27 protein-coding genes are annotated in these 26,082 nt (G+C 75.7%); 13 read left to right on the plus strand and 14 right to left on the minus strand.

The window, feature by feature from the left end; all coding sequences use genetic code 11:
* The first annotated feature begins 21 nt into the window (after nt 1-21).
* The 6 genes from Ani05nite_RS06900 to Ani05nite_RS06925 are packed head-to-tail and all read left to right on the plus strand — an operon-like array spanning nt 22 to nt 5,016.
* Complete coding sequence (locus tag Ani05nite_RS06900; RefSeq protein WP_203766101.1) at nt 22-546, plus strand: PadR family transcriptional regulator; 525 nt, start codon at nt 22-24, stop codon at nt 544-546.
* Nucleotides 543-1,223 carry an ABC transporter ATP-binding protein gene (locus Ani05nite_RS06905; RefSeq protein ID WP_203766102.1) on the plus strand — a complete coding sequence of 227 codons (681 nt, stop codon included), beginning with the start codon at nt 543-545 and terminating at the stop codon, nt 1,221-1,223. The genes Ani05nite_RS06900 and Ani05nite_RS06905 overlap by 4 nt, the downstream gene beginning before the upstream one ends.
* The gene (locus Ani05nite_RS06910; protein WP_203766103.1) at nt 1,220-3,433 is read left to right on the plus strand and encodes an FtsX-like permease family protein; all 2,214 of its coding nucleotides are present in this window, start codon (nt 1,220-1,222) and stop codon (nt 3,431-3,433) included. Before Ani05nite_RS06905 ends, Ani05nite_RS06910 begins: the two co-directional genes overlap by 4 nt.
* Nucleotides 3,434-3,440: 7 nt before the next feature.
* The gene (locus Ani05nite_RS06915; protein WP_203766104.1) at nt 3,441-3,947 is read left to right on the plus strand and encodes a DinB family protein; all 507 of its coding nucleotides are present in this window, start codon (nt 3,441-3,443) and stop codon (nt 3,945-3,947) included.
* A 51-nt stretch (nt 3,948-3,998) separates the two neighbouring features.
* Nucleotides 3,999-4,841 carry a hypothetical protein gene (locus Ani05nite_RS06920; protein WP_203766106.1) on the plus strand — a complete coding sequence of 281 codons (843 nt, stop codon included), beginning with the start codon at nt 3,999-4,001 and terminating at the stop codon, nt 4,839-4,841.
* Entirely contained in the window at nt 4,822-5,016 is a 195-nt protein-coding gene (locus tag Ani05nite_RS06925) for a hypothetical protein (protein WP_203766107.1), read from the plus strand. The genes Ani05nite_RS06920 and Ani05nite_RS06925 overlap by 20 nt, the downstream gene beginning before the upstream one ends.
* 113 nt (nt 5,017-5,129) lie before the next feature.
* Here Ani05nite_RS06925 and Ani05nite_RS06930 read toward each other — a convergent pair whose 3' ends face one another.
* A complete protein-coding gene (locus tag Ani05nite_RS06930) occupies nt 5,130-5,408 on the minus strand; it encodes a YggT family protein (protein ID WP_203766108.1) in 279 nt (92 codons plus the stop codon).
* 77 nt (nt 5,409-5,485) lie between these two features.
* Between Ani05nite_RS06930 and Ani05nite_RS06935 the strand changes: the two genes are divergently transcribed.
* Both Ani05nite_RS06935 and Ani05nite_RS06940 read left to right on the plus strand, forming a co-directional pair.
* Complete coding sequence (locus Ani05nite_RS06935) at nt 5,486-6,214, plus strand: MBL fold metallo-hydrolase (RefSeq protein ID WP_203766109.1); 729 nt, start codon at nt 5,486-5,488, stop codon at nt 6,212-6,214.
* Nucleotides 6,215-6,223: 9 nt separating this feature from the next.
* The gene (locus tag Ani05nite_RS06940; protein WP_203766110.1) at nt 6,224-6,772 is read left to right on the plus strand and encodes a GNAT family N-acetyltransferase; all 549 of its coding nucleotides are present in this window, start codon (nt 6,224-6,226) and stop codon (nt 6,770-6,772) included.
* Here Ani05nite_RS06940 and Ani05nite_RS06945 read toward each other — a convergent pair.
* Nucleotides 6,741-7,610 carry an NAD(P)H-binding protein gene (locus Ani05nite_RS06945; protein WP_203766111.1) on the minus strand — a complete coding sequence of 290 codons (870 nt, stop codon included), beginning with the start codon at nt 7,608-7,610 and terminating at the stop codon, nt 6,741-6,743. The genes Ani05nite_RS06940 and Ani05nite_RS06945 overlap by 32 nt on opposite strands.
* Nucleotides 7,611-7,691: 81 nt before the next feature.
* Between Ani05nite_RS06945 and Ani05nite_RS06950 the strand changes: the two genes are divergently transcribed.
* Entirely contained in the window at nt 7,692-8,375 is a 684-nt protein-coding gene (locus tag Ani05nite_RS06950; RefSeq protein WP_203766112.1) for a TetR/AcrR family transcriptional regulator, read from the plus strand.
* Between the two features lie 20 nt (nt 8,376-8,395).
* On the opposite strand, the gene Ani05nite_RS06955 is transcribed toward Ani05nite_RS06950, so the two are convergent.
* From Ani05nite_RS06955 to Ani05nite_RS06980, 6 genes are all read right to left on the minus strand, one after another.
* Complete coding sequence (locus Ani05nite_RS06955) at nt 8,396-9,112, minus strand: DUF2306 domain-containing protein (RefSeq protein ID WP_239129428.1); 717 nt, start codon at nt 9,110-9,112, stop codon at nt 8,396-8,398.
* 73 nt (nt 9,113-9,185) lie between these two features.
* Nucleotides 9,186-9,842, minus strand: coding sequence for a response regulator (locus Ani05nite_RS06960; protein ID WP_203766114.1), 657 nt, complete (start codon nt 9,840-9,842; stop codon nt 9,186-9,188).
* Nucleotides 9,839-10,975, minus strand: coding sequence for a sensor histidine kinase (locus Ani05nite_RS06965; RefSeq protein ID WP_203766116.1), 1,137 nt, complete (start codon nt 10,973-10,975; stop codon nt 9,839-9,841). The genes Ani05nite_RS06960 and Ani05nite_RS06965 overlap by 4 nt, the downstream gene beginning before the upstream one ends.
* Before the next feature lie 55 nt (nt 10,976-11,030).
* Complete coding sequence (locus Ani05nite_RS06970) at nt 11,031-12,062, minus strand: zinc-binding dehydrogenase (RefSeq protein WP_203766117.1); 1,032 nt, start codon at nt 12,060-12,062, stop codon at nt 11,031-11,033.
* Nucleotides 12,063-12,066: 4 nt separating this feature from the next.
* Nucleotides 12,067-12,933, minus strand: a complete 867-nt coding sequence (locus Ani05nite_RS06975; RefSeq protein ID WP_203766119.1) for a hypothetical protein — start codon at nt 12,931-12,933, stop codon at nt 12,067-12,069.
* A 54-nt stretch (nt 12,934-12,987) separates the two neighbouring features.
* Complete coding sequence (locus Ani05nite_RS06980; protein ID WP_203766121.1) at nt 12,988-13,566, minus strand: DUF1684 domain-containing protein; 579 nt, start codon at nt 13,564-13,566, stop codon at nt 12,988-12,990.
* A 131-nt stretch (nt 13,567-13,697) separates the two neighbouring features.
* Between Ani05nite_RS06980 and Ani05nite_RS06985 the strand changes: the two genes are divergently transcribed.
* Nucleotides 13,698-17,378: an alpha-L-rhamnosidase gene (locus Ani05nite_RS06985; protein ID WP_203766122.1), complete on the plus strand. Its 3,681-nt coding sequence runs from the start codon at nt 13,698-13,700 to the stop codon at nt 17,376-17,378.
* Here the strand turns inward: Ani05nite_RS06985 and Ani05nite_RS06990 are convergent.
* From Ani05nite_RS06990 to Ani05nite_RS07010, 5 genes are read right to left on the minus strand one after another with little or no spacing between them, the layout of a single operon-like run.
* Nucleotides 17,366-18,403: an ABC transporter ATP-binding protein gene (locus tag Ani05nite_RS06990; protein ID WP_203766123.1), complete on the minus strand. Its 1,038-nt coding sequence runs from the start codon at nt 18,401-18,403 to the stop codon at nt 17,366-17,368. The genes Ani05nite_RS06985 and Ani05nite_RS06990 overlap by 13 nt on opposite strands.
* Nucleotides 18,400-19,191: an ABC transporter permease gene (locus Ani05nite_RS06995; RefSeq protein ID WP_203766204.1), complete on the minus strand. Its 792-nt coding sequence runs from the start codon at nt 19,189-19,191 to the stop codon at nt 18,400-18,402. Before Ani05nite_RS06995 ends, Ani05nite_RS06990 begins: the two co-directional genes overlap by 4 nt.
* Nucleotides 19,188-19,985 carry a molybdate ABC transporter substrate-binding protein gene (modA, locus tag Ani05nite_RS07000; RefSeq protein ID WP_239129429.1) on the minus strand — a complete coding sequence of 266 codons (798 nt, stop codon included), beginning with the start codon at nt 19,983-19,985 and terminating at the stop codon, nt 19,188-19,190. The genes Ani05nite_RS06995 and modA overlap by 4 nt, the downstream gene beginning before the upstream one ends.
* Nucleotides 19,982-20,380: a TOBE domain-containing protein gene (locus Ani05nite_RS07005; RefSeq protein WP_203766124.1), complete on the minus strand. Its 399-nt coding sequence runs from the start codon at nt 20,378-20,380 to the stop codon at nt 19,982-19,984. Before Ani05nite_RS07005 ends, modA begins: the two co-directional genes overlap by 4 nt.
* Before the next feature lie 59 nt (nt 20,381-20,439).
* Complete coding sequence (locus Ani05nite_RS07010; protein ID WP_203766125.1) at nt 20,440-21,390, minus strand: phosphotransferase family protein; 951 nt, start codon at nt 21,388-21,390, stop codon at nt 20,440-20,442.
* Between the two features lie 103 nt (nt 21,391-21,493).
* On the opposite strand from Ani05nite_RS07010, the gene Ani05nite_RS07015 reads away from it, so the two are divergent.
* Nucleotides 21,494-22,495: a hypothetical protein gene (locus Ani05nite_RS07015; RefSeq protein WP_203766126.1), complete on the plus strand. Its 1,002-nt coding sequence runs from the start codon at nt 21,494-21,496 to the stop codon at nt 22,493-22,495.
* Nucleotides 22,496-22,507: 12 nt separating this feature from the next.
* Here the strand turns inward: Ani05nite_RS07015 and Ani05nite_RS07020 are convergent, their stop codons facing one another.
* Nucleotides 22,508-23,314: a PrsW family intramembrane metalloprotease gene (locus Ani05nite_RS07020; RefSeq protein ID WP_203766127.1), complete on the minus strand. Its 807-nt coding sequence runs from the start codon at nt 23,312-23,314 to the stop codon at nt 22,508-22,510.
* Between the two features lie 88 nt (nt 23,315-23,402).
* Between Ani05nite_RS07020 and Ani05nite_RS07025 the strand changes: the two genes are divergently transcribed.
* Nucleotides 23,403-24,338, plus strand: coding sequence for a hypothetical protein (locus Ani05nite_RS07025; protein ID WP_203766129.1), 936 nt, complete (start codon nt 23,403-23,405; stop codon nt 24,336-24,338).
* On the plus strand, nt 24,338-26,032 hold the full coding sequence (locus tag Ani05nite_RS07030) for a peptidase M16 family protein (protein ID WP_203766131.1): 1,695 nt from the start codon (nt 24,338-24,340) through the stop codon (nt 26,030-26,032). Before Ani05nite_RS07025 ends, Ani05nite_RS07030 begins: the two co-directional genes overlap by 1 nt.
* The last annotated feature ends 50 nt before the right edge of the window (nt 26,033-26,082 follow it).

A 26,082-nucleotide genomic window follows, 5' to 3' on the forward strand; every position in this document is an offset into this window, starting at 1 on the left:
CTCTCGGCGTATAGTGGCGGCATGACAGTGCCGCTGACCCTCCTCGGGCTCCTCGAACGCGAACCCAGCCACGGCTACGACCTCAAGCGCGACTACGACGCCTACTTCGGGCGGGGCAAGCCGCTGTCGTTCGGCCAGGTCTACTCGACGCTGTCCCGGCTCGCCCGCGACGGCAAGGTCGTCATCAGCGACCCGGAGCCCGGCGAGGGCCCCGACCGCAAGCGCTACGTCATCACCGAGCTCGGCGCGACCGAGGTCGACTCCTGGCTGGCCCAGCCGGTCGCCCCGGAGCCGCACCTGCAGACCGTGCTGTTCGCCAAGGTGACCCTCGCGCTCATGCTCGGCCGCGACGCCGAGACCTACCTCGACGCCCAGCGCGCCGCCCACCTGCGGCGGATGCGCGAGCTCACCGAGATCAAGCGCGGCGGCAGCCTGGTCGACTCCCTGCTCGCCGACCACGGCCTGTTCCACCTGGAGGCGGACCTGCGCTGGATCGAGCTGACCACCGCCCGGCTGGGCGCCCTGGCCGAGCAGGTCCACTCATGAGCATTCTCGAGGCTCGGGGGGTCGTGCTGTCCTTCGGCGAGACGCCGGCGCTGCGCGGCGCCGACCTCGCCGTCGCCGAGGGCGAGCTGCTGGCGATCATGGGACCGAGCGGCTCCGGCAAGTCCACCCTGCTGCACTGCCTGGCCGGCATCCTGGTGCCCGACGCCGGCGAGGTCCGCTTCGCCGGCCGGCGGATCGACCGGTTGGGCGAGACCGGGCGCAGCGCCCTGCGGCGCGACGAGTTCGGCTTCGTCTTCCAGTTCGGCCAGCTCGTCCCCGAGCTCAGCGCGCAGGAGAACGTGGCGTTGCCGCTGCTGCTCAGCGGCGTACGCCGGGCCGCCGCGGTGTCCGAGGCCCGCACCTGGTTCGCCCGGCTCGGGCTCGACGGGCTCGAGGAGCGGCGTTCCGGCGAGCTCTCCGGCGGCCAGGCCCAGCGCGTCGCCCTCGCCCGGGGGCTGGTGGCCCGGCCCCGGGTGCTGTTCGCCGACGAGCCGACCGGCGCGCTCGACTCGCTCACCGGCGAGCACGTCATGGACCTGCTGGTCGGCGCGGCCCGCGAGCAGGGCACCACCGTCGTGCTGGTCACCCACGAGCCGCGGGTGGCCGCGTACGCCGGCCGGGAGGTCATCGTCCGCGACGGCAAGGTGCACACGCTGACCGCCGAGGCGATCGCATGATCCGCTTCGGCCTGCGGCTCACCCTGGCCGGCGGCCGGGAGGCGGCGGTACGCCTGGCCGTGATCGCCCTGTCGGTGGCCCTCGGGGTGGGCCTGCTGCTGGTCGCGCTCACCGGGCTGCACGGCGTGACCAGCCAGAACGACCGGTACGGGTGGGCCAACTCGGCGGACGCGCCGGGCGCCGAACGGGGCGTGGATCCGCTCTGGTGGCAGCTGCGGGTGGACGGCTTCGATCGCCGTACCATCGGGCGGGTCGACCTGGCCGCGACCGGCCCGCGCTCGCCGGTGCCCCCGGGCCTGCCCCGCCTGCCCGGGCCGGGGGAGTACTTCGCCTCGCCGGAGCTGGCCCGGCTCATCGCGGCGACCCCGGCCGCGGAGCTGGCCGACCGCTTCCCGGGCCGGCGCCTGGCCGGCACGATCGGGCCCCGCGCCCTGCCCGCGCCGGACTCGCTGGTCGCCGTGGTCGGCTATGCGCCGGCCGAGCTGTCGCGACGCGCCGGTGTCTCCCGGGTCGGGACCATCGCCACGACCGCGCCGACCCGGTGCCCGCGCGGGTGCTGGTCCGGCATCCCGTCCTCGGGGCTGCAGCTCATCCTGTCGGTGGTCGCGGCCGCGCTGATCTTCCCGCTGTTCATCCTCATCAGCACGGCCACCCGGCTCGCCGCCACCCGGCGCGAGCAGCGGTTCGCGGCTATGCGGCTGGTCGGCGCGACCCCCGCGCAGGTGTCGGTGGTGTCGGCCGTCGAGTCGACGGTCTCCGCGCTGGCCGGCACGGTCCTCGGCTTCGCACTGTTCCTGCTGTTCCGGGACGCCGTCGCGGGGATCCCGTTCACCGGCGCCCCGATGTTCCCCGCGGACCTGGCGCTCGACCCGGTCACCGTCCTCGGCGTCGGGCTGGGCGTGCCGCTGATCGCCGCGCTGGCCGCCCGGCTCGCGCTGCGCCGGGTGCGGATCTCCCCGCTGGGCGTCAGCCGCCGGGTCACGCCCCGGCCGCCGCGGGCGTGGCGGCTGGTGCCGCTGGCCGCCGGCCTGGCCGAGATGGCGTACTTCGTGGGCCGCCGGCCGGACACCACCAACGGGCAGATCGCCGCCTACCTGTCCGGCATCTTCACCATCCTGATCGGCCTGGTCACGGCCGGCCCCTGGCTGACGATGGCCGGCTCCCGGCTGGTCGCCCGCCGGGCGCGCCGGCCCGCGGCGCTGATCGCCGCCCGCCGGCTGGCCGACGACCCGCGGGCCGGGTTCCGGTCGGTCAGCGGCCTGGTGCTCGCGCTGTTCGTCACCAGCGTGGCGGTCGGCGTCATCGGGTCGATCTCCGCCGACCGCGGCCCGCGGGCGGACCCGGACGTCGCGACCCTGTACACGCTGTTCCGGGACGAGGAGACGGCCCCGGCCGGCGACCCGGTGCCGGCCGGCCTGGCCGCGCAGCCGGGCGTGCGGGCCAGCGTCGTGACCCGCCTCCCGCCGGCCGGCGTGCCGGTGCCCGAGTCCCCCTCGGACTCGTTCGGCGGGCCGTACGTGCTGGCGTCGTGCGACGAGATCGCCCGGCTGCCGGGCGTCACCCGGTGCGCCGCCGGGGCGCGGACCGCCTGGGTCTGGCCCGACCTGTCCGGCCCCGACGAATGGACCGGGCCGTGGCCGGCCGCGGACGTCGACCCGGCCCGGCTGAGCACCTTCCGGGCCCAGTCGATCGTCACCGTGACGGACGGCTCGGTCGCCGCGCTGGAACGGGCCCGCACGGTCCTGCAGCTCGCCCACCCGATGCTGTACTCGCCCTACTCCGAAAGGGAGTGGCAGGCCGAGGCGACCAAGGTCTTCCAGGGCTGGCGGCGGCTGGCCGACGTCGTCATCCTGGTCAGCCTGGCCATCGCCGGATGCAGCCTGGCGGTGAGCGTCGCGGGCGGCCTCAGCGAGCGCAAGCGCCCGTTCAGCATGCTGCGGCTCACCGGCGTCCCGCTGGGCACGCTGCGCCGGGTGGTCGCGCTGGAGAGCGTCACCCCGCTGGTGCTGGCCTGCCTGGTCGCGCTCGGCGCCGGACTGCTGGCGGCGCAGCTGTTCCTGACCGGCCAGATGGAGCTGTCGTTGAGCCCGCCCGGGGTGTCGTTCTATGCCATCGTGGTCGGCGGGCTCGCGGCGTCGCTCGCCGTGATCGCCTCCACCATGCCGCTGCTGCGCCGGATCACCGGACCGGAGGCGGCCCGCAACGAATGAGGTTCCCGTGCCCGACGACCGGATCGGACCGCCGCTGCTCGGCGGGGAACGCGAGACCCTGCGCGCGTTCCTGGACTACCACCGGGCCACGCTGGAGATGAAGTGCCGGGGCCTGACCGACGAGCAGCTGCGGCAGCGGTCGATGCCGCCGTCCACGCTGAGCCTGCTGGGCCTGGTCCGGCACATGGCCGAGGTCGAGCGCACCTGGTTCCGCCGGGTGATCGACGCTCAGGACGTCCCGCTGCGCTGGTCGGCCGAGGGCGACTTCCAGGCCGCGTACGACGCGTCGGCGTCCAGCCGGGCCGAGGCGTTCGGCGCGTGGCAGGAGGAGGTCGAGCACGCGCGCCGCATCGAACGGGCGGCCGAGTCGCTCGACGTGACGGGCTACCAGGCGCGGTGGGACGAGAAGGTCTCGCTGCGCCTGGTCATGCTCCACATGATCCACGAGTACGCCCGGCACAACGGCCACGCGGACTTCCTGCGCGAGGGCATCGACGGCGAGGTCGGCGCCTGAACCGAGCCGCCGGCGCTGTCCGGACGGGTGCCGGTGTGCCAGGCTGAGGCCATGCGACGCGTGGTGACGTGGGCCCGGACGGTCGGCGTGGCGGGCGCCCTGCTCGCCGGCGCCCTCGGGTCGGCGGCCGCCGTACGGCTGAGCGGTTTTCCCGGACCGCCGGCCGAGGCCGACGCGGTCGCCGCCGCGGTCACGGCGATCGGGCAGCGCCCGCTGGACCGGCCCGGACCGGTCGTGGTCTGCGACTTCTTCTGCCCCGAGGACGACGGCGACGGCGTGGTGTCCTACGACTCCGCGCCGGACCGCACGGACGTGGTCACGGTGACCTACGAGCTGTCCGGCACGTCCGCGCCGGCGGTCGAGGCGCGGGCGCGCGACCGGCTCGCGGCGGCCGGATGGCGCGCGGACCGGGACGGCGACCTCACCCGCGACGGTCTGGCCGTCGGCCTGCAGATCGCGGACGCGGGCGGCGGGGTCCGGGCAACCGTGGTGGCGTCGAAACTCACGTCGCCGTTGGCCGGCGTGCTCGCCGTGGCCGGGTTCCTGCTCGGGGCGGCGCTCGGTGGGTTGCTGGTGCGGCTCGCCCACCGGCGGTTCCGCCGGCACGGGCCCGCGGTGAGCCTGGTCGCCGGTGCTCCGGCGGTGGTGGTCACCGCCCTCACCCTGGGCTACGCCGCGATGGCCGTGCTGATGACAGCGCACGATCCGCGGCGGCCGGGCGTCCAGCTGGCCGAGTTCCTGCTGACCGTGTTCCCGTCGGTGAGCCTCGCGGTGGGCGGCGCCGCGCTGCTCGCGCTGGCCCTCGTCGCGCTGCCGCCGCGCCCGGGACCGGCGGGACTTCGGCTCGGGCGGCCGGTCGGGCACACTGGTGGCCATGGTGCAGCCAGGTCCTGACCCGGACAACTACCCGCCCATCGACCCGAGTGAGCCCGTCCCGGACGACCCGGGCGAGCTGTCCCCGGACACGCCGGAGACGCTGCCGCCGGCGCCGGTCGAGCCGATGCCGGGTCCGGACGACCCGGGCAACGTGCCCAACGGCGACCCGGGGAACGTGCCCGAGCCCGCCTGAGCCCCGGGCCGCGCCGGTCGGTCGTGTTAATGGCCGCGCGGACCCGCCGCGGCTTTGGCCGGGCCGACCGGGCTCTGGTCGCGCCGACCCGCCGTGTCCGGACCGGCCGGGGATCAGCCGATCAGCGAGCGGATGATCACGATGGCCAGGAAGACGAGGATGAACGCCAGGTCCAGCGACACCCCGCCGAGCCGCAGCGGCGGCACGACCCGGCGGACCGGCGCGAGGATCGGCTCGGTCACCGCGTACACCCCGGCGGTGAGCCGGGAGCGGACCGAGCCGTATGCCGAGGGCCCGGCCAGCGTCACCGTCCAGTCGAGCACCGCCCGCACGATCAGCAGCACCTGCACCAGCAGCAACACCAGGCTCACGAGCGCGAGCACAAGACCCATGGGGACCTCCAAGGCCGGACGGGGGCGCTCTCCACTATGCGGCCTTTTGTTGTGAATCCGCTGAGCGGTGGCCGGTGATGCGCGTGACCGTGCTCGGCGGCTGCGGCGCGTGGCCCGAGGCGGGCTCGGCCTGCAGCGGCTACGTCGTCGAGCGGGACGGGTTCCGGCTGGTGCTGGACCTGGGCTACGCCACGATGCCCCGGCTGCCCGGCCCGGTCGACGCGGTCTTCATCAGCCACGGCCACCCCGACCACTGCGCCGACCTGAACCCGCTGCTGCGGGCCCGGGCGATGAGTCCGGAACCGCTGCCGCCGCTGCCGGTGTACGCCCCGCCGGGCGCCCTGGACGCGGTCCTGGCGCTGGACCGGCCGGGGATGCTGGACCACGCGTACGAGCTGCACGAGATCGCGGCGGGGGAGTCGTTCCGGGTCGGTCCGTTCGTGGCGTCGACCCGGCTGCTGCCGCACTGGGTGCCGAACGCGGGGATCAGGCTGGCCGCGGGCGGGCGGGTGCTCGCGTACACCGGGGACTGCGGGCCCAGCCCGGAGGTGGTGGCGCTGGCCCGGGACGCGGACCTGCTGATCGCCGACGCGACGCATCCGGGCGCCGTACCGGAGGAAGCCCGGGGTCTGCTCAGCGGCCCGCGGGATGCGGGCCGGCAGGCCCGCGCGGCCGGCGTACGCCACCTGCTGCTCACCCACCTGTGGCCGGGCGCCGACCACGCGGCCGCGGTGGCGGAGGCGGCGACCGAGTACGGCGGCCCGATCGGTGTCGCGACGCCCGGGCTGGTTGTCGCGGCTGGGTAGGCTGCCCGGATGTACGCGATCGATCTTGGCGACGGCGCGCAGCTGCGGCCGCTGGAACCGTGGCAGGCGCCCGAATTCCTCGCTCACATGGACCGGGCTCGCGCGACAGTGGACCCGTGGATCCCGTGGGCCGGGATCAGCACCGACCTCGCGTCGGCCACGGCGACCCTGCAGCGGTACGCGGACAAGGCGGCGGCCGACGCCGGCCGCCTGTACGGCATCTGGCTCGACGGGACGCTGGTCGGCGGCGTGATGTTCGTGCGTTTCGACGCGGCGGCGGGCACCTGTGAGGCCGGCTGCTGGCTGGAGCCGGCCGGCTCCGGCCGCGGCCTGATCACCCGGTCGATGCGGCTCATCATCGACTGGGCGATCGAGGTCCGCGGCATCCACCGCGTCGAGTGGCGCTGCCGTCCGGACAACACGGCAAGCTCGAACGTCGCCCGCCGCCTGGGCATGCGCCGCGACGGCGTGCTGCGCGGCGAGTTCCTCTACCGCGGCGTCCGGCACGACACCGAGGTGTGGTCGCTCATCGCCCCGGACCGGCCGCCAGCGCGCTGAGCAGGTAGTCCTCGATCGTGGTGGCGGGCCGGCCGAGCAGGCCGGCCAGCGCCGGACCGGCCGGGCCGAAGTCGCCGCGCCGGCTGGCGGCGAACAGCCCGACGAGCATGTCGGCGGCCGGTACTTCCAGCCCGGCGGCGAGCAGCCCCTGCCGGTACTCCTCGTCCGGGACGACCACCCGCCGGACCGGCCGCCCGGTGATCCGCGCGGCGATCTCGGCGACCCGGGTCATGTCGACCGCCTCCGGGCCGGTGAGCGGCGGGGTGGGTCCGTCGAACGGCTCGTCGACGAGGATGCGCGCGGCGGCCGCGGCGAGGTCGGCGTGGGTGGTCCAGGCGATGGCCCCGTCCTCGGGCACCCGCAGCTCGCCGGTGGCCAGGGCGGCCCTGAGCAGCAGCGGGACCGTGCTGGCGTAGAAGCCGTTGCGCAGCGACGTGTACGCCACCCCGGAGCGGCGCAGGACCTCCTCGGTGGCGGCGTGGTCGGGCATCGGCGGGAACGGCGACGACGGGCCGGCGCCCATGTGGCTGGTGTAGACGATCCGCTTCGCGCCGGCTGCTGCGGCGGCGGCGATGGCGTTGCTGTGCAGGCGTACGGCATCCGCGCCCGTGCTGTTGGCCGAGACGATCAGCACGGTGGCGGCGCCGGCGAAGGCGTGCTCCAGGCCGGCGGGGTCGCCGAAGTCGCCGGGGCGTACCCGCACGCCCCGCTGCTGGAGGCCGGCGAGCTTGCCCGGCTCGCGCGCGCTGACGCCGATCTGCTCGGCCGGCAGGTGCCCGAGCAGCTCGGCGAGGACGGCGCCGCCGAGCTGGCCGCCCGCTCCGGTAACGATGATCATGTCTGGTCCTTTCCGTTGATATCAGTGAGACCGTACCACTGGAAATACCAATGGAAACAGCTTTGCGCTATCATCGGTGCTGTGACTGACGGCACGCGTGAGCGGATCATCGCGGCGGCTCTCGACCTGCTGACCCGGGGCGGCGAGGAAGCCGTCTCCACCCGCGCGGTGAGCGCCGCCGCCGGGGTGCAACCGCCGACCATCTACCGGTTCTTCGGCGACAAGCAGGGACTGCTCGACGCCATCGCGGTGCACGGGCTCCGGGGATACCTCGCCACCAAGGCCACGGCGGCGCAGTCCGACGACCCGGTGGCCGACCTGCGCCGCGGCTGGGACCTGCACGTGGAACTCGGCCTGGCGAACCCGGCCCTCTACACGCTCATGTACGGCCGCCCCCGCACCGACGGCGCCGTCTCGGCGGCCACCCGCGCGGCGGCCGACGTCCTCGCCGGGCACATCCGCCGCATCGCCGCGGCGGGGCGCCTGCGCGTCACCGAGTCGCTGGCCGTGGCGCTCGTGCACGCGGCCGGCTCCGGCACCACCCTGGCCCTGATCGCGACCCCGCGGGAGCAGCGCGAGCCCCACCTGTCGGCCACGGCCCGGGAGGCGGTGATCGCGGCGATCAGCACCGACCAGCCCGTGGGCCGGGAGCCGGGGCCGGTGACGGCGGCGGTGGCCCTGCGGGCGGCGCTGCCGGAGGTGGAGAGCCTCAGCGCGGGGGAGAAGGCACTGCTGGCGGAGTGGCTGGAGCGCATCACCGCCTGAACCCCGCACGCGGACCGTGCTCAGCCGCGCAGGGCGGGCCGGTCCGCCGCGACGCGTGCGGGGTCACCGTAAGAACCTCGTGAGACCGGCCTGGCCGGCCGCGCGGGACGCCGCCGGATGAGCCACTCGGCCACCACCACGTTGATCACCCAGCCCGCGTTCATCAGCACCGCCCGGGCGCCGACGCCGGGCTGGCCGGCGACCAGCACCCACGGCAGGTGGGTCAGGACCTGGGTGCCGGCGCCCTGCCCGATGGCGTACGCCCGGATCATCCAGGCGCGGTGCGAGACGATGTCCTTCCGGCGGATCGCCACGACGCTCCACCCGATCCCTGCCGCCATGACTGCGCCGAAGGCCAGCCGGGACACGCCGAGGACGCCGAAGCGCGCGCCGTCGACGGCCGGCAGCGGGTAGTACAGCGTCATCCAGATGCCGGAGCCCGCCGCGGCGAGGCCGCACGGCACCAGCAGCCGGCCGGTGATCCGGTGCCAGCGGGGCCGCCGCCGGCGCAGGCCGCGATGGAACTGGAACGCCCCCAGCACGCAGAACAGGGTGGCGCCGATGATGTGCGCCACGACGGGCAGCGGCACCGCGAGGAACCGGGCGTTGGCCGGCGTGACCTCGGCGCCGGTGGCCAGCTCGGTCAGCCGGGCGGACCCGGCGATCACGGGTACGGCACTGAGCGCCAGCAGGCCCGCGGTCGCCCGCCACTCGGCCCGGGAGGAGGTGTTCGTCATGGCACCGATCGTGGCCTCCGGCGCGGGCCGGCTCATCCGTCCCCGGTCCGGTGACCCGGCCGTACTTTCGGCGTCAGCGCCGGCGCACCCGGTGCGTCTCGTACGCCCAGATCGCGATCTCCACCCGGTTCCGGGCGCCGAGTTTGTTCATCAGGCTGGTGACGTGGGTCTTCACCGTGCTGAGGGTGATGTGCAGGCCGGCCGCGATCTCGGCGTTGGTGTGCCCGCGCGCCACCGCGGTCAGCACCTGTTCCTCGCGGTCGGTGAGCGGGTCGACCAGCTGCACCGCCGCCGCCGGGCCGCTGCTGGCGAAGGACTCCAGCAGCCGGGCGGTGATGCTGGGCGCGATCAGCGCCTCGCCGTCGGCCGCGGCGTGCACGGCCTGGGCCAGCATCGCCGTTCCCGCGTCCTTGAGCAGGAAGCCGCGGGCGCCGGCGCGCAGGGCGGCGTAGACGTACTCGTCCAGGTCGAAGGTCGTGATGACGACCACCGCGAGCGGGTCGGCGACGTCCGGGCCGGCCAGCGCGCGGGTGGCCGCGATGCCGTCGACGCCGGGCATCCGGATGTCGAAGAGGCACACGTCCGGGCGCAGGCGCCGGGCCAGCTCGACCGCCCGCCGGCCGTTGGCGGCCTCGGCGATCACCTCGATGCCCGGCTGGGAGTTGAGGATCATGGTGAGCCCGGTCCGGACGATCTCCTGGTCGTCGGCGACGAGCACCCGGACGCTCACGCCGGCGCGCCGCTACGGGGCAGCACGGCGGTCACGGTCCAGCCGCGGACCGGGTCGGGGCCGGCCTCGCACGTGCCGCCGAGCAGCCCGGCGCGCTCGGCCATGCCCAGCAGCCCGTACCCGGGAGCGCCGGCCGGCCGCCCGCCGCCCTCGCCGTCGTCGGTGACCCGCAGCCGCACCGCCGTGGGATCGGCGCTGACCCGCACCTCGATGCGGGTCGCGTGCCGGGCGTGCCGCCGGGCGTTGGTCACCGATTCCTGGGCCAGCCGGAAGATCGCGGCGCCCACCGGGGCCGGGACGTCGCCGAGGTCGCCGCTGACGCCCACCTCGACCGGCGGTCCCGAGCGGGCCGGCTCGGCCAGCGTGGCCAGGTCGGCCAGCCGCGGCGCCGGGGCGGGCTCGGCCGGCCGGTCGTGCCGCAGCACCCGGACCATGCCGCGCATCTCGGCCAGCGCCCGGGACGCCTCGGCCTCGATGACGCGCAGCGCGTCCGTGGCGGCGGCCGGGTCGGTCGGCGCCAGGGCCAGGCCGGCCTGGGCCCGGATCGCCATCGCCGACACGTGGTGCGCGACGGTGTCGTGCAGGTCCCGGGCCAGCCGTTCGCGTTCCAGCAGCTTGACCTGTGCCAGCTCGCGCTGCCGGGCCCGGGCGCGGTAGCGCAGGGCCAGGCCGAGGGCGGCCGTCGCGCACAGCACGGCGAACCCGGCCACCAGGTCGGCCGCGCGGAGCTGCCCCGACGCCGCGGTCAGCCCGACCTTGCCGAGTACCACGGCCGCGCCCAGCACGGCCTCGCGGCCGGAACCCCAGCGCACCAGGGCGTAGGGCAGGATCAGGAGAAAGGCGATCGTGTACGTCTCCAGCGCCGCCCCGGGCAGCAACACCGGCAGCACCCCGCTGACCCCGAAACCGATCGCGAGCATCAGCAGCGGCCGGGTCCGCCGCCACAGCAGCGTCGGCACCAGCGCGACGACCACGGCCACCGAAACGACGCGCCAGGACAGCTCCGGGCGCAGCAGGCCCTCGAGCACGGCGAGCGGCACCAGGACGGCGACCAGCGCCCAGTCCCGCCACACCCGCGCGGGCGGGTGCGGGGAGCGGGGTTCGGCCCAGAGGGAACGCAGGAAGTCGGGCACCCGCTGATCGTACGGAAGGGGTACGGCCGCCAGATCGTCCCAAAGTACGAGCCGGTCAGGGCACGATGACCTGGATGCCCGCCGGGCCGGGCCGGTCCATCGCGGCCAGCGCCGCCGGGGCGCCGGCCAGCGCGAGCTCCCCGGTGATCAGCTCGGCGGGGCGCAGCGCGCCGGTCCCCACCAGCGGCAGCAGCTGCCGGTACGCGTGCGCGGCCATCCCGTGGCTGCCGAGGATCTCCAGCTCGTGGGCGACGACCAACTCCATCGGCACGGTGGGCCGGCCGGTCGCCGCCGGCAGCAGGCCCACCTGGACGTGCCGGCCGCGCCGGCGCAGCCCCTCGACCGAGGCGGTGAGCGTGGCCTGGCTGCCCAGCGCGTCGAGGGAGAGGTGCGCGCCGCCGCCGGTGAGCTCGCGGATCGCGGGCGCGGGCGGCGTCGCGGCGTCGACGGTGGCCTCGGCGCCGAAGCGGCGGGCCAGGGCGAGGGCCTCGGCCGAGACGTCCACCGCGACCACCCGCGCGCCGGCCGCGACGGCGATCATCACCGCGGACAGGCCGACGCCGCCGCACCCGTGCACCGCGACCCACTCGCCGGGGCGGGCCCGGCCCTGCGCCACCACCGCCCGGAACGCCGTGGCGAACCGGCACCCCAGCGTGGCCGCCGCGGCGTAGCCCACCCGGTCGTCCAGCCGCACCAGGTTGGTCTGCGCGTGCGGCACGACCACGAGATCGGCGAACGAGCCCCAGTAGGTGAAGCCGGGCTGCTCCTGGCGATGGCAGACCTGCTGGTCCCCGGCGAGGCAGGCCGGGCAGCTCCCGCACGCGCACACGAACGGCGCGGTGACCCGGTCGCCCACCCGCCAGTCCCGTACGCCGGCGCCGACGGCGGCGATCTCCCCGGCGAACTCGTGCCCGGGCACGTGCGGCAGCCGGATGTCGGTGTCGTGTCCCCGCCAGCCGTGCCAGTCGCTGCGGCACAGCCCGGTGGCCCGCACCGCGACCACGACACCGCCGTCCGGTGGGGCCGGGTCGGGCACGTCGCGAAGCTCCGGCAGCTCACCGAATCGGTCGTAGATCACCGCACGCATGCGCTCATCGTCGCAGCCGGCCGTACGAGTCCAGCGTCCGGAGCGCCTCCAGGGTCACCATGCCGCGCCAGGCCAGCCGGGCGGCCGCGCTGGGCGGCTCCCAGGTCAGCGGCCAGCCGCCGTCCGGTTGCTGGTCGGCCAGCAGGTGGTCGAGGTGCCCGTCGAGCTGCGCGTCGGTGAACAGCGGGCGCCAGCGGGAGTCGGCCGCCGGGGCGAAGTGCAGCGGGGTCAGGCCGTACCCCTCGGCGTGCGGGTCGAGGTGGAACATCTTTGCGGTCCGCAGCCGTTCGGCCACGGCGGCGGCGTGCCGGTCCGCCCGTTCCCGGTCGGGCACGTGGGCCAGGAAGGCGAGCACCTCCAGGACGGCGTGCACGTCCTCGGGCGGCGGGCCGTCCTCCAGCGCCCGCCAGCAGTAGCCGGTGGCCGCGTCGCGCCACGGGTGCGCGACGTCCAGCTGGTACAACAGGGCGGCGAGGCCGGCGGTCGGGTTCAGCCCGGGCACGTAGGTCCAGTCCGTCATGTGCTCGGCCCGTGGGTACGCCTCGATGACGGGCGTGGTCAGCGGGACCGCCCCGTCGACCGCCACGGCCCCCAGGAAGTCGGCCGCCCGGCGCACCATCCGCGGGTCGCTCGCGCCGGCCGCGACCAGGTGCCGCAGGGCGATCTCGACGTCCAGCGGCAGGCTGGCCGGGCAGCACTTGTCCGGCTCGAGCCCGTGGCCGAAGCCGCCGTCCTCGTTCTGGTAGCCGCGCAGCGCGTCGACCACGCCGCCGGCCGGGGCGCCGTGGAAGAGCGTGTCGAACAGGCGCTGCTCCAGCAGCCGGGCCTCGGCCCGCAGGAACCGCTCGGCGGCGGCGAAGACGTCGTCCATGGCCCGATCGTAGGAACCCGGCCGCGCCGCGTCTTGTACGAATCGGACGCCGCTTCAGTGGTACCGCAGCTCGCCCGCGGTGATCGGGACGGTGAGCCTGTTCTCCGGCGGCGCCAGGGGGCAGAGCCACTGGTCGTCGTACGCGCAGCTCGGGTTGTAGAGGTAGTTGAGGTCCAGCAGCACCCGGCTGGGGGAGACCATCTCCACCCCGCGCCCGTGCGTGCCCTTCACCGTGTCGGTCAGGTAGCGGCCGCCCCCGTAGGACTGCTGGCCGCAGGTGGCGTCGCGGACCGGCAGGAACAGGCCGCCGCCGTACGCGGCCAGCCACCACAGCGACAGCTCGCCCCACGGGGTGTCCAGGATCCCCACCCGGTCGTAGCGGCAGACGCCGTCCGGGCCGCCGGTGTCGATCTCGATCCCGCCCGGCGCCGGCCGCAGCTCCACCTCGGCGCGGAACTCGTCGCTGGGCGGGAAGTAGGACAGGCCGTCGAAGTCGCCCGGGCTGGGGATGGGCGACTGCGGGTGGTACGCGAACAGCTCGTCGCGCCGGGCGCGGAAGTCCCGGAGATCGGTCGCGGTCAGGTAGATCCGGGCCACCGCCGCGCGGTAGTCGGCGAGTTCGAGTGCCTGCACGCCGACCACCGTATCCCGCCCCCTTGTATGGATCTTGCGGTTGGTCCTACGCTCGAAAGACCAGCGTATTGAAACGTTTAAATACGTTGATCCGCCCGCCCCGCGCACCTCCCCCCACCGAGGAGAACCGCATGGCCGAGTCCCTACCCCCCGCTGCCCGGAAACGCCCCCGACCCACCGTCCTGATCACCGCCGTCGTCACCGCGCTGGCCACGGTTCTCGCCGCCCCCGCCGCCTCCCCAGCGGCCGGCCGAGCCGCGGCGGAGCAGCCCGCCGGGCCGGCCGCCGCCCTGGTCACCACCCCGGTGAGCCTGACCGGCGCGCACTGGATCTGGTTCGCCGAGGGCGACCCCGCGACGACCGCACCCGCCGGACCCCGCCAGCTGCGCCGCACCTTCACCGCCCCGGCCGGCCCCTACACCGACGCCCAACTGGTCGTCACCGGTGACGACACGGTCGACGTCTGGCTCAACGACACCTATCTGGCCGGCTCGCCCCGCACCGCCGACTCCTGGCGGCAAGCGATCTACGTCGACCTGGCCGCCGCCCTGCGCCCCGGCGCCAACACCCTGACCATCGCCGCCCGCAACACCAGCGCCGGCCCGGCCGGCGTCCTCGGCCGGGTCCGCGTCGCCTCCGCCCAGGGCGCCGTGGAGCTGGTCACCGACGGCGCCTGGCAGGCGGCGAACTCCGTACCGCAGACCTGGGTCGCGGCCCGGGACCTCGGCGCCTACGGGACCGGCCCGTGGCGGGGCGACGTGGTGGCGCCCGACCCCGGGGCCGGCTCCCCGGTCACGGCCGCCGGCCTGACCACCGAGCGCCGCACCGATCCGGTCGGCCTCGACGCGGCCCGGCCGCGCTTCGGCTGGCGGCTGGTCTCCGCCGCCAACGGCCAGCTCCAGGGCCGCTACCAGGTCACCGTCGGCACCAGCCCGGGCGGCGCGGACGTCTGGGACAGCGGCCAGGTGGCGTCCGGGCAGAGCGTGGACGTCGCGTACGGCGGCCCCGCGCTGACCAGCAACCGCACCTACCACTGGCGGGTCCGGGTGTGGGACGCGCAGGGCCGGCCCGGTCCGTGGAGCGCGCCGGCGCGCTTCGACACCGGGCTGTTCGACCCGGCGACCGAGTGGCGGGCCGACTTCATCGGCGGCCCGGCCGCGCCCGGCCTCGCCGGCGCCGAGTGGATCTGGTACCCCGAGGGCGACCCGGCGGTGACCGCCCCCGCCGCGCAGCGGTTCTTCCGCCGCACCTTCGACCTTCCCGCCGTCACCGCGTCGACCCTGGTGGTCACCGGCGACGACACGGCCGACGTGTGGGTCAACGGCTCGCCGGTCAGCACCTCCCGGCGGGTCACCGACTCGTGGCAGCGAGCCACCACTGTGGACGTGACGGCGCAGCTGCGGGCCGGTCCGAACACCATCGCGATCGCCGCGACCAACAGCACGGCGGGCCCGGCGAGCATCATCGCCGGGCTGACCAGCGGCGCCACCACCGTCGCGACCGGCGGTACGTGGAAGGCGTCGCAGAGCGGCCCCGCCGGGTGGGAGCAACCCGGTTTCGCCGACTCCGGCTGGCCCGCCGCCCGGGTGACGGCCGCGTACGGCGCCGGGCCGTGGGGCGCACAGGTCACGGTGCCGAACCCCGCGCCGTACCTGAGCAAGGGTTTCAGCGTCGCCCGGCCGGTCGCCCGCGCCCGGCTCTTCGTGACCGCGCTCGGCCTGCACGACACCTACCTCAACGGGGAGAAGGTCGGCGCCGAGCGGCTCGCGCCGGGCTGGACCGACTACCGCAAGCGCCTCCAGTACCGCGCCTACGACGTGACGGCGAGCCTCGTGCCGGGCGGCAACACGCTCGGGGCGCTGGTCGGCAACGGCTGGTACTCGGGCTCCCTCGGCTTCGCCGGCAGCCGGCGGTACGGCACCTCGCCGTGGTACTCCGCGCAACTGTCCATCGAGTACGCCGACGGCACGCGGGCCGAGGTCCGTACCGATGGCTCCTGGTCGGCGACGGCCAGCGTGATCGTCGCCGACGACCTGTACCACGGCGAGGATCAGGACGCCCGGATCCGGCCCGGGGCCGGCGCCACCGTGACCGTCCGGACCGACGCCCGGCCCCGGCTGGTCGCCCAGGTCGACCCCGGCGTCACCGTGCAGCAGCAGCTCCGGCCGAGGAGTCTCACCCAGCCGAAGCCGGGCGTGTGGATCGCCGACCTCGGGCAGAACTTCGCCGGCTGGAACCGGCTCACCGCCGCGGGCCCGGCGGGCACCCGGGTGACGCTGCGGCACGGCGAGATCCTCAACGCCGACGGCACGCTCTACACCGCGAACCTGCGGGCCGCCCAGGCCACCGACACCTTCACGCTCGCCGGGACGGGCGCGCCGGAGGTCTTCGAGCCGCACTTCACCGTGCACGGCTACCGGTACGTGGAGATCACCGGGTTCACGCCCACCCCGGACAGCCTGACCGGGCTGGCGGCCTGGACGGACGGGGCCGGGACGGGCACGTTCACCACCGGCGACCCGCTGGTGAACCAGGTGCAGCACAACATCCTGTGGGGCGCGCGGTCCAACCTGCTGTCGATCCCGACCGACTGTCCGCAGCGCGACGAGCGGCTCGGCTGGACCGGCGACATCGCCGCGTTCGGGGCCACGTCCACGTTCGGCTTCGACACCCACGGGCTGCTGAGCAAGTTCGCCGACGACCTGGTGGACGCCCAGCGGGCCGACGGGGCCTTCACCGACGTGGCGCCGGCCGTCATCGACGGGGCGGGCAAGGCCGGCTGGGCGGATGCCGGCGTGATCGTGCCGTACACGGTGTGGCAGCGCTACGGCGACCTGTCCGTCGTGGACGAGCACTTCGCGGCCATGGCCAAGTACGTCGATTACCTGCGGTCGACCGCGGGCGCGGACCTGATCCGCGACCACGAGACCTACGGCGACTGGCTCAACGTCGACGACAACACCCCCAACGACGTGTCCAGCACGGCGTTCTTCGGCTGGTCGGCCCGGTTGCTGTCGCGGATGGCCGCGGCCACCGGGCGGACGGCCGCGGCGGCCGCCTACGGCACGTTGGCCGACCAGGTCGCGGCCGCGTTCACCGGCCGTTTCGTCGCGGCGGACGGGACGGTCGGCAGCGACAGCCAGACCGGCTACGTGCTGGCCCTGGCCTTCGGGCTGGTGCCGCCGGACCGGCAGCAGGCGGTCGCGGACCGGCTCGCCGCCAAGGTGGCCGCGCGCGACGGGCACCTCTCCGTCGGCTTCATGGGCGTGGAGAACCTGCTGCCGGTGCTGGCCGAGCACGGGCACCTCGCCACCGCGTACCGGATCCTGCAGCAGCCGGGCTATCCCGGCTGGGGTTACATGGCCGCGCGCGGCGCGACCACCATCTGGGAGCGCTGGGACGGCATCCGGCCGGACGGCTCGCTGCAGGACGCCGGGATGAACTCGTTCAACCACTACGGCCTGGGCTCGGTGGGGGACTGGCTCTACCGCACGGTGGGCGGGGTCGCACCCGCCGCGCCGGGCTACCGGCAGGTGCTCATCGCCCCGAAACCCGGCGGTACGGTCACCTCCGCGACCGCGGCCCTGCAGACGAGGTACGGCCCGACGCGCTCGGAGTGGAGCCGCAGCGGCGCCACGCTGACGCTGAAGGTGGTGATCCCGCCCAACGCCACGGCCACGGTCCAGGTGCCGGCGCCGTCCGCGGCGGCCGTCACCGCCCCGGCGGAGGCCGTCCCGCAGGGCTACGGCGGGGGATCGGCCTCGTACAGCCTGCCGTCCGGCAGTTACACCTTCACGGCTCAGGCGGGGTAGCTCGTCGCCTCGGTCGCCTTGAGGCTGGCCCACACCGGGCGACCGGGCTCGAGCCCCAGCTGCACGGCGGCCGCCGGCGTCACGTCGGCGGCCACCGTGATCGGCCCGGTCAGCTCGATCCGCAGGGCGTCGCCGTGCCGCAAGACGGCCGCCACCGTCGCCGGCCAGGTGTTGCGGGGGCTGCCCTCGGGGCGGGCGGCGTAGAGAGCCACGGCCGCCGGCGGGAAGGCCACGAAGACGTCGCCGTGCTGCGGGCCGGCCGTGGTCAGCGTGAAGTCGCCGGCCACCCGGACCAGGTCGCCGTCGGCCCGGCCCCGGTACAGGTTCAGGCCGACCAGCCGGGCCACGTAGTCGGTGCGCGGCCGCGAGGTGATCGTGGCCGCGTCGCCGGTCTGCACCACCCGGCCGTGCTCGAGGATGACCAGCCGGTCGGCGAGCATCATCGCGTCCAGCGGGTCGTGGGTGACCAGCACGGTCGGCCCGGCGTGCCCGGCGAGGTGGCCGCGCAGGTGCGCCCGCGTGTCCAGCCGGGTACGGGCGTCCAGCGCGGCCAGCGGCTCGTCCAGCAGCAGCAGGCGCGGCCCGGTCGCCAGCGCCCGGACCAGGGCGACCCGCTGGGCCTGCCCGCCGGAGAGCTGCCGCGGCTTCCGGCCGGCCTGCCCGGCCAGCCCGACCCGGGCCAGCAGCTCCGCCGCCTGGGCCCGGGCCCGGGACCGCGGCACGCCCCGGCAGCGCGGCCCGAACGCCACGTTCTCCAGCGCCGACAGGTGCGGGAAGAGCAGGTAGTCCTGGAAGACCACGCCGATGTGCCGGTGCTCCGGCGCGATCCCGTCGATGCGCTCACCGCCCAGCTCGATGTGCCCGTCGTCCAGCGCGACGAGCCCGGCCAGGGCCCGCAGCGCCGTGGTCTTGCCGGCGCCGTTCGGCCCGAGCAGCGCGACCACCTCGCCGGCCGCCGCCCGCAGCTCGGCGTCGAGCGTGAACCCGTCCCGCCGCACCACGAGGTGCGCGTCCAGCGCGCTCACGTCGCCCCCAGCCAGCGGTCCCGGAGGCCGGCCAGGATCGCCACCGACACCACCAGCAGCAGCAGGCTGAGCACGATCGCCGCGTCCAGGTCCTGTTCCAGGGCCAGGTACACGGCCAGCGGCATGGTCTGGGTACGCCCCGGAAAGTTGCCCGCGAAGGTGATCGTGGCGCCGAACTCACCCAGCGCCCGGGCCCAGCACAGCACCGCCCCGGCGGCCACCCCCGGCCCGATCAGCGGCAGCGTGACCCGCCGGAACGCCGTCCACCGGCTCGCCCCCAGCGTCGCCGCGGCCTCCTCGTAGCGGGCGTCCGCGCCGCGCAGCGCCCCCTCCACGCTGATCACCAGGAACGGCATCGCCACGAACGCCTCGGCCACGACCACCCCGGCGGTGGTGAACGGCAGGCTGAACCCGAACGTGGCGTCGAGCCAGCCGCCGACCAGCCCGCGGCGGCCGAACACCAGCAGCAGCGCCACCCCGCCGACCACCGGCGGCAGCACCAGCGGCACGGTGACCAGCGCCCGGACCAGCCGGCGGCCCCGGAACGGCACCCGGGCCAGCATCCAGGCCAGCGGCACGCCGAGCAGCAGGCACGCCGCGGTGGCCAGGGTGGCGGTGAGCAGCGACAGCCGCAGCGCCGCCAGCACCCCCGGCTCGGTGAGCCGCTGCGGCAGGGTGGCCCAGGGCGCCCGGATCAGCAGCCCGGCCAGGGGCAGCGCCAGGAACGCCAGCCCGGCGATCGCGGGGATCGCCAGGGCCAGCGGCGCGCGCGACGGTGACCGGCTCAGGGCTGCCGGAACCCTGCGTCGGCGAGGATCTGCTGGGCCTCGGGTGTCCGCACGAAGGCGACGAACGCCGCCGCGCCCGCGGGGTTCGGCGCGTCCCGGAGCGCCACGATCGGGTAGTCGTTGACGGCCCCGGCCGACTCGGGGAACTCGACGCCGTCCACGTCGGCCGCGGCGGCCCCGGCGTCGGTGCGGTAGACCAGCGCCGCGTCCACCTCGCCGAGCTTGACCTTGGCCAGCGCGGCCCGCACGTCCTGCTCCAGGGTCACCGGGGTGAGCCGTACGCCGGCCGCGTCCAGGGCCTTGCTCGCCGCCGCGCCGCAGGGCACCGGCTCGGCGCAGAGCGCCACCTTGACGCCGGGCCCGGCCAGCGCGCTCAGCGAGGTCAGGCCGCGGGGGTTGCCCTTGGCCACCGCGATGACGAGCTGGTTGCGCGCGAAGGTGACCGGGGCGCCGACGGCGTCGCCCGCATCGGTGACCGTCCGCATGGTGGCCGGGCTGGCGGCGGCGAACACGTCGGCCGGCGCGCCGGAGACGATCTGCTGGGCCAGCCCCGAGCTCCCGCCGAACGAGAACGTCACGTCCAGCGCCGGGTTGAGCTGCTCGAACCTCGTGCCGATGGCGGTGAACGACTCGGTGAGCGACGCGGCCGCCAGGACCGTCACCGGGCCGCTGCCGCGGGCGCCCCCCGACCCCGGCGACGCGCCGCCGCCCGCGGCGTCGTTCTCGCCGCCGGCGCATCCCGCGGTGGCCAGCAGGGCGGCCGCCGCAACCGCCGCCCATCGTCGTGCCGTCACGCGCCGTCCCCCCGCTCCACGACCACGGTCGTCGATTTGATCACCGCTGTCGCGGGCGAGCCGACCGCCAGGCCGAGGTCGTCGACGGCCTCCCGGCTCATCAGCGACACCAGCCGGTACGGCCCGGCCTGGATGTCCACCTGGGCCATCACCGCGTCGCGGGTGATCGCCGTGACGATGCCGCGCAGCCGGTTGCGCGCCGAGGAGCGGTGCGCCCCGGTGTCGGGCTCGTCGGCCAGCGACCGGGCGAAGGCGGCGAGATCGGCGCCGGCCACCGTCCGGTGCCCGTGACCGTCGCGCTCGGCGGCCAGCCGTCCGGCGTCGATCCACCGGCGCACGGTGTCCGCACTGACCCCGAGCAGCTCGGCCGCCTCACCGATCCGGTATGTCGCCACGAGGGCCAGCATAGGGTCGCAGTTGCGAGGCAGTCCACCCGTTCCGCCTGGTATCTGCGCTACTTCAGGTCGCGCAGCTCGGCCGCCAGCAGGCCGGTGAGACGGTCGTGCCGGTCGCCGCCGACCGGGATGCCCCGGCTCGGGCCCTCGGCCAGCATCAGCACGTAGAGGTGGACCCGGCACAGCGCCAGCCGGATCCGCGCGGTGTCGTCGAGCACCAGGCCGGTGGCGGCGGTGTAGCCCCGCAGGAACGGATGCTCCGGCTCGTCCTCGATGCGGCGGAACAGCGCGGGGGAGACCAGGTCGAGCAGCGGGTCGCCCCACAGGAAGCGCTCGCCGTCGACCAGCCCGGTCAGCCGGTCGCCGGCGGCCAGCACGTTGCCGTCCCAGAGGTCGAAGTGCAGCAGCGCGGGCCGGGTGGCCGTGGCGAGGGCGGCGTGGTGCCGGGTGGCCAGCGCGCCGATGCCCGGCGGCAGCGGCACCGCCCAGTCGGCCGCGTCGGCCAGCAGGGCGGCGATGATCGCGCCGTACGCCGCCGGCCAGTCGGCGCCGGCCGGCCGGTCGCCGGTGTACCCGAAGTGCGGGCCGGTGATCCGGTGCAGCCCGGCGATCGCGGCGCCGAGCTGCTCGCGGACCGCCGCGTCGTCCGCCGGCCCGGCGCCCTCCGGCCGGCCGGTCAGGCTCTCCCCGGGCAGCAGCGTCGTGACGATCCAGTCGTCGCCGAGGTGCAACACCTCCGGGACGGGCACGCCCGGCGCGCCGGCCCGGACGATGCGGAAGTACGCCGCCTCGGCGGCGATGAGGCCACGCTCGTACCGCAGCAGCCCGGCCCCGGGCGGCGGCCCGACCTTGACCACCACCTCGCGCCCGTCGGCGAGGCCGGCCCGCCAGACGGCGGCGAAACCGCCGCCGGACAATTCCGCCGCACTGCGGACATCCACCGCGAAAGCCTTGCTGAGCAGCGCCTCGATCGTGGAAAAGTCGAGATTGCGTTGGGTCGGACTGCGCATGCCGCATTGTGCATCTCGCGCGGTTGGGAAAACCTTGGGGTCCACGAAGGATCGGAGCCAGATCGATGGTGGCTCGCCCGCCCGGAAGGGTACACACGCTTGCATGACCGTCAGTGACGAACGGCCGGGGTTGGCGGACCTCGGCCGGGACATCACCTCAGGTGACAACGCCGTCCCCCCGGCAACCCGCCCGGTGCCGCTGGCGCCGCCGGCCGGCGTGGACGACCTCCCGCGATACCTGCATGCCCTGCGCCGGCTGGCCGACGCCGACGACCTCGCGGCGGCCCACTCCGGCTGCACGCTGGCCATCGACGTGGCCGGCCGCGACGGCTCGGCGGGCGGGCTCGCCATGGCGTACTCGCAGCGCAGCTCGGTGGCCCGGCGGCTGGGCCGGCTGGCCGACGCCGCCCGCGACGCCGACGCCTCGGCGGAGCTGCTGGCCGTGTCCGGCATCGACCCCGCCGGCCCCACGGCCGCGCTGGTGCTGTCGCGGCGGCTGGCCGTGCTGCTCGACGTCGGCGACACCGCGCTGGCCGACAACCTGCTGGCCGCGACCGGGCTGGACGGCGAGCTGCCCGACGAGCCCGAGTTCCTGCTGCTGCGCTACGTCCGCGGCCGCCTGCACACCCAGGCGGCGCGGCCCGGCGAGGGGCTGGCGGACCTGTACCGCTGCGGCGAGCGCCTCGCGGTGCGCCGCTCGGACCACCCGGCGGTGCTGCCGTGGCGGTCGGCGGCCGCGTCCGTCCTGGCCGGACTCGGCGCGCGGGAGGCGGCCGAGCGGCTCGTCGCCGAGGAGGTCGCCCTGACCCGGCGGCACGGGCTGGCCTCGGCGCTGGGCCGCGCGCTGCGCATCCAGGGACAGGTACGGCCCGGCGAAGCGGGCATGGCAGCCGCCGAGGAGGCGATCCGGGTGCTGCAGGGCACCCCGCGGCGCTTCGAACTGGCGACGGCCCTGGTCGACTACGGCACCCTGCTGCACGCCGCCCGCCGCCGGCCGCAGGCCCGCCGGGTGTTGCGCGACGGGCTGGAACTGGCCCAGCAGTGCGGCTCGCCGGCCCTGACCGCCCGGGCCCGCGACCTCTTCGCCGGCCGCAACCCGAGGTGACGCCCGGGCGCCCTACGCGGGCAGCGGTTCCCGCGGCGCCCAGGCGCTGTGCTCGGCGAACGCCCGGTACCGGTGCAGGGCCAGGAACAGCCAGCCCAGGCTGAGGATCGCCAGCACGACGAACGCGACCGCCCCGCCGAAGGAGTCCCAGGCGGTGTGCATCGCGACCGCGCCGACGAACGTGGCCAGGAACGCCAGCAGCTTCTTGCCGGACGGCGTGGCCACCAGCGCCCACAGCGCGCCGCAGGTGAGCCCGGTCCACGCGGTGTGCCCGGCCGGCGCGGTGAGCCCGCGGACGAACAGCGTCTCCTGCACCGCGCCGATGTTGCCCTGCGAGGACAGCAGCGCGGTGAAGCCGTAACCCATCGTCTCCAGCGCGGCGAAACCCATGCCGGACGCCACCCCGATGACCAGCCCGTCCGACGGCAGCCGGCGACCCCGCCGGGCCAGCAGCGTGAACAGCAGCACGACCGGGACGATCATCTTGGCGGATTCCTCGATGAGCGCGACGAACACCATCGGCAGCGCGCCCAGCCCGCGCAGCGCGTCGTACTCCAGGGTGCCGGCCACCACGACCCCGATGACCCCGCCGAAGAACGCCGCGACCACCAGCGCCGAGGCGGGCACCTGCCAGCGGCCGGTACGGGCCTGGGCGAACGTCAGGAAGGCCAGCGGCACGACGGTCGCGCCGAGCAGCAGCAGGGACGGGATGAAGTTCGGGTTCTGCGTCCGCACCAGGGTGCGCAGCACGATGACGTAGAGCACCAGGCCGATGACGAGAACACCCAGCCACGCCCACCGCCGCGAGAGACCACGCATGCTGTGATCTTCGCGTACGCCCGCAGGCCGCGCCAGACGTCCGGCACGGGGACTCCGGGGGCGCGGAAGATCACTTAAGATCCGCGCCATGCCCGCCGCGTCCGCCCCGCCACCCGACTTCGACCCGGCCGCCGCGTACCCCGAGATGGGGCGGCTGCGGGCCGCGCTGACGGCGCCGGACTGGCCCGAGGTCCGCGCGCTGGTGGCGGCGGCGCCGGGACCCGTCGCCCGCACCATGCTGACCCAGTACGCGGCCACCGTCCCGGGCGCCGAGCTGTTCCTGCCGGACGTGCTGGCCCGCGACGCGGACGACGCCGTCGCCGCGGCCGTGCTGGGTGGCCGCTTGATCACCATGGGGTGGGCGGTCCGCTCCTCGGCGCCGGCCGCCTACGTGAGCCAGGAACAGTTCCGGACTTTCCGCGACTTCCTGGTCCGGGCCGAACGGGTGCTCATCGATGCGACCGCCCGCCACCCGGCGGACCCGGCGCTCTGGTCCCAGCGGCTGCTGAGCGCCCGTGGGCTGGGGTTCGGCCTCGCCGAGGTGCGCCGGCGGTACGACCGGCTGGCCGAGCACGACCCGCACCATCTGCCGGCGCAGGGGCACCTGCTGCAGTCGCTGTGTCCCAAGTGGGGCGGCACCTGGCAGCAGATGCACGCCTTCGCCCACGAGTGCATGCTGGCGGCGCCGCCGGGCGCACCCAACGCCGTGCTGGTCGTGACCGGTCATCTGGAGCGGTGGCTCGCCGACGATGCCCACCTGGCCAGCCCGGAGGTCCGCACCGAGATCTACGAGGCGGCCGCCCGGTCGGTGTGGGACCCGGGTTTCGGCAACGACCACGGCTGGGCCGGGGTGCGCAACACGTTCGCGATGGCGTTCAGCCTGCTCGGTGATCACCGGGCCGCCGCCGGCCAGTTCACCGAGCTCGGCCGCTGCGCCAGCGAGCACCCGTGGCACTTCCTCGGTGATCCCGCCGAGGTGTTCGTCACCCGGCGGGCGCAGGCCTACGCGAAGGCGGGCCTCTGATGATCCGGTACACCGAGGTCGACGGCGTGCCCACGCTGATCGCGCCCACCCCCGGGCCGCTGCGGGCCGGGCTGATGTTCCGGGTCGGCCGGGCCGACGAGACGCTGCCCCGCGCGGGCATCACCCACCTGCTCGCCCACCTCGCGCTGGCTCCGCCCGGCCGGGCCGGCTGCCACGACGACGGCACGACCTCCCCGGTCCGGACGTCCTTCCACAGCCAGGGCCCGGACCAGGACGTCGCCGCCTTCCTCACCGGCGTGTGCGCCGCGCTCCGGGACCTGCCGACGCGCCGGCTGGAGACCGAGAAGGAGATCCTGCGGACGGAGTACGGCAGCCGCCCGGCGCACCCCGCCGGGTCGCTGGCCCTGTGGCGCCACGGCGCCCGCGACCACGGACTGGCCGCCTACCCCGAGTGGGGACTCTCCATGATCACCGCGGATGACCTGCGCGCCTGGGCGGCCCGGTACTTCACCCGGGACAACGCGGTGCTCTGGATCGGCGGACGCGACGTGCCCGCGGGCCTGACCCTGGATCTGCCCGGCGGTGAGCGCCGCCCGGTGCCCGCCGCGTCGTCGGCGCTGCCCGTCACGCCGGCCTACTTCTCCGACGGCGCCCACGCCGTGGCGCTCGACGCCGTCGTCCGGCGACGGACTGCGGCCGCGGTGTTCACCGGGGTGCTGGAGCGCGAGCTGTTCCGCGGCCTGCGCCAGGAAGGCGACTACGCCTCCGCCGCGGCCGCCGACTACGAACCCCGCGGTGACGGGTACGCCGTGATCACGGCGTCGGCCGACGCGCTGCCGGAGAAGCAGGACGCGATGCTCGGCGGTTTCGTCGACATCCTGGCCGCGCTGCGGGTCGGCCGGATCCGGCCGGCCGACGTGGACGCGGTGGTGGCCGAGCGGACCCACGCGCTCACCGACGCCGAGGGGTCGGCCGCCCGGCTGCCGTCCGTCGCGTTCTCCGTGCTCACCGGGGAGCCGCGGCCGTCGGCCGAGGAACTGACCGCCGAGCTCGGGCAGGTGACGATCGCGGACGTGCACGAGGTCGCGGTCGAGGCGCTCGACGCGGCGCTGCTGATGGTCCCCGACGGACGGCACGCCGACTGGGCGGGGTTCACCGAGGCGCCCACGGGTTCCGGCGAGGCGATGACCGGCCGGACCCACCGGTGCCTCGACGGCGTGGACGTGCAGTTGGTGGCCGGTCCCGAGGGGGTCGGCCTCATCGGCGCCCACCAGCGCGAGTCCGTCCGCTTCGCGGAGTGTGTGGCCCTGCTGGCGTGGCCGGACGGCCGCCGGTTGCTGATCGGCGCCGACGCGGTCTCGGTGACGGTCGAACCGACCCTGTACGCCGGCGCGGCGGCGATCCCGTCCGCCATCGACGCCGCCGTCCCGGCCCACCTCCGGATCGAGATGCCCGCACGTGAGCCGTGGGCGATCCCCCGGCCGGACCCGAAGCGCCACCGGGGCACGGCCGGACCGCGGGCGGGCAGCCGCCTCCGGGTCTGGAAGGACGCGGGCGTCACCCGGCTCGCGCTGCTGCTGGCCCTGTCCGCCGCGGTGACGGCGCTGCTGCTGCCCAATGCGGTCGCGGACAGCGGGAACTGGGTGGTGGCCCTGGTCGCGCTCGTCGTCTCGGGTGTGCTCGCGCGCGCCCTGATCCGCCGGATCCGGCTGGTACGCCGCCTCCTGCAATGAACGCCGCCGCCGGGCCGGTTCTCGACGGGCAAGCCCGGCGCGGCGGGCAT

This window comes from Actinoplanes nipponensis (assembly GCF_016862275.1).
Lineage (GTDB): Bacteria > Actinomycetota > Actinomycetes > Mycobacteriales > Micromonosporaceae > Actinoplanes > Actinoplanes nipponensis.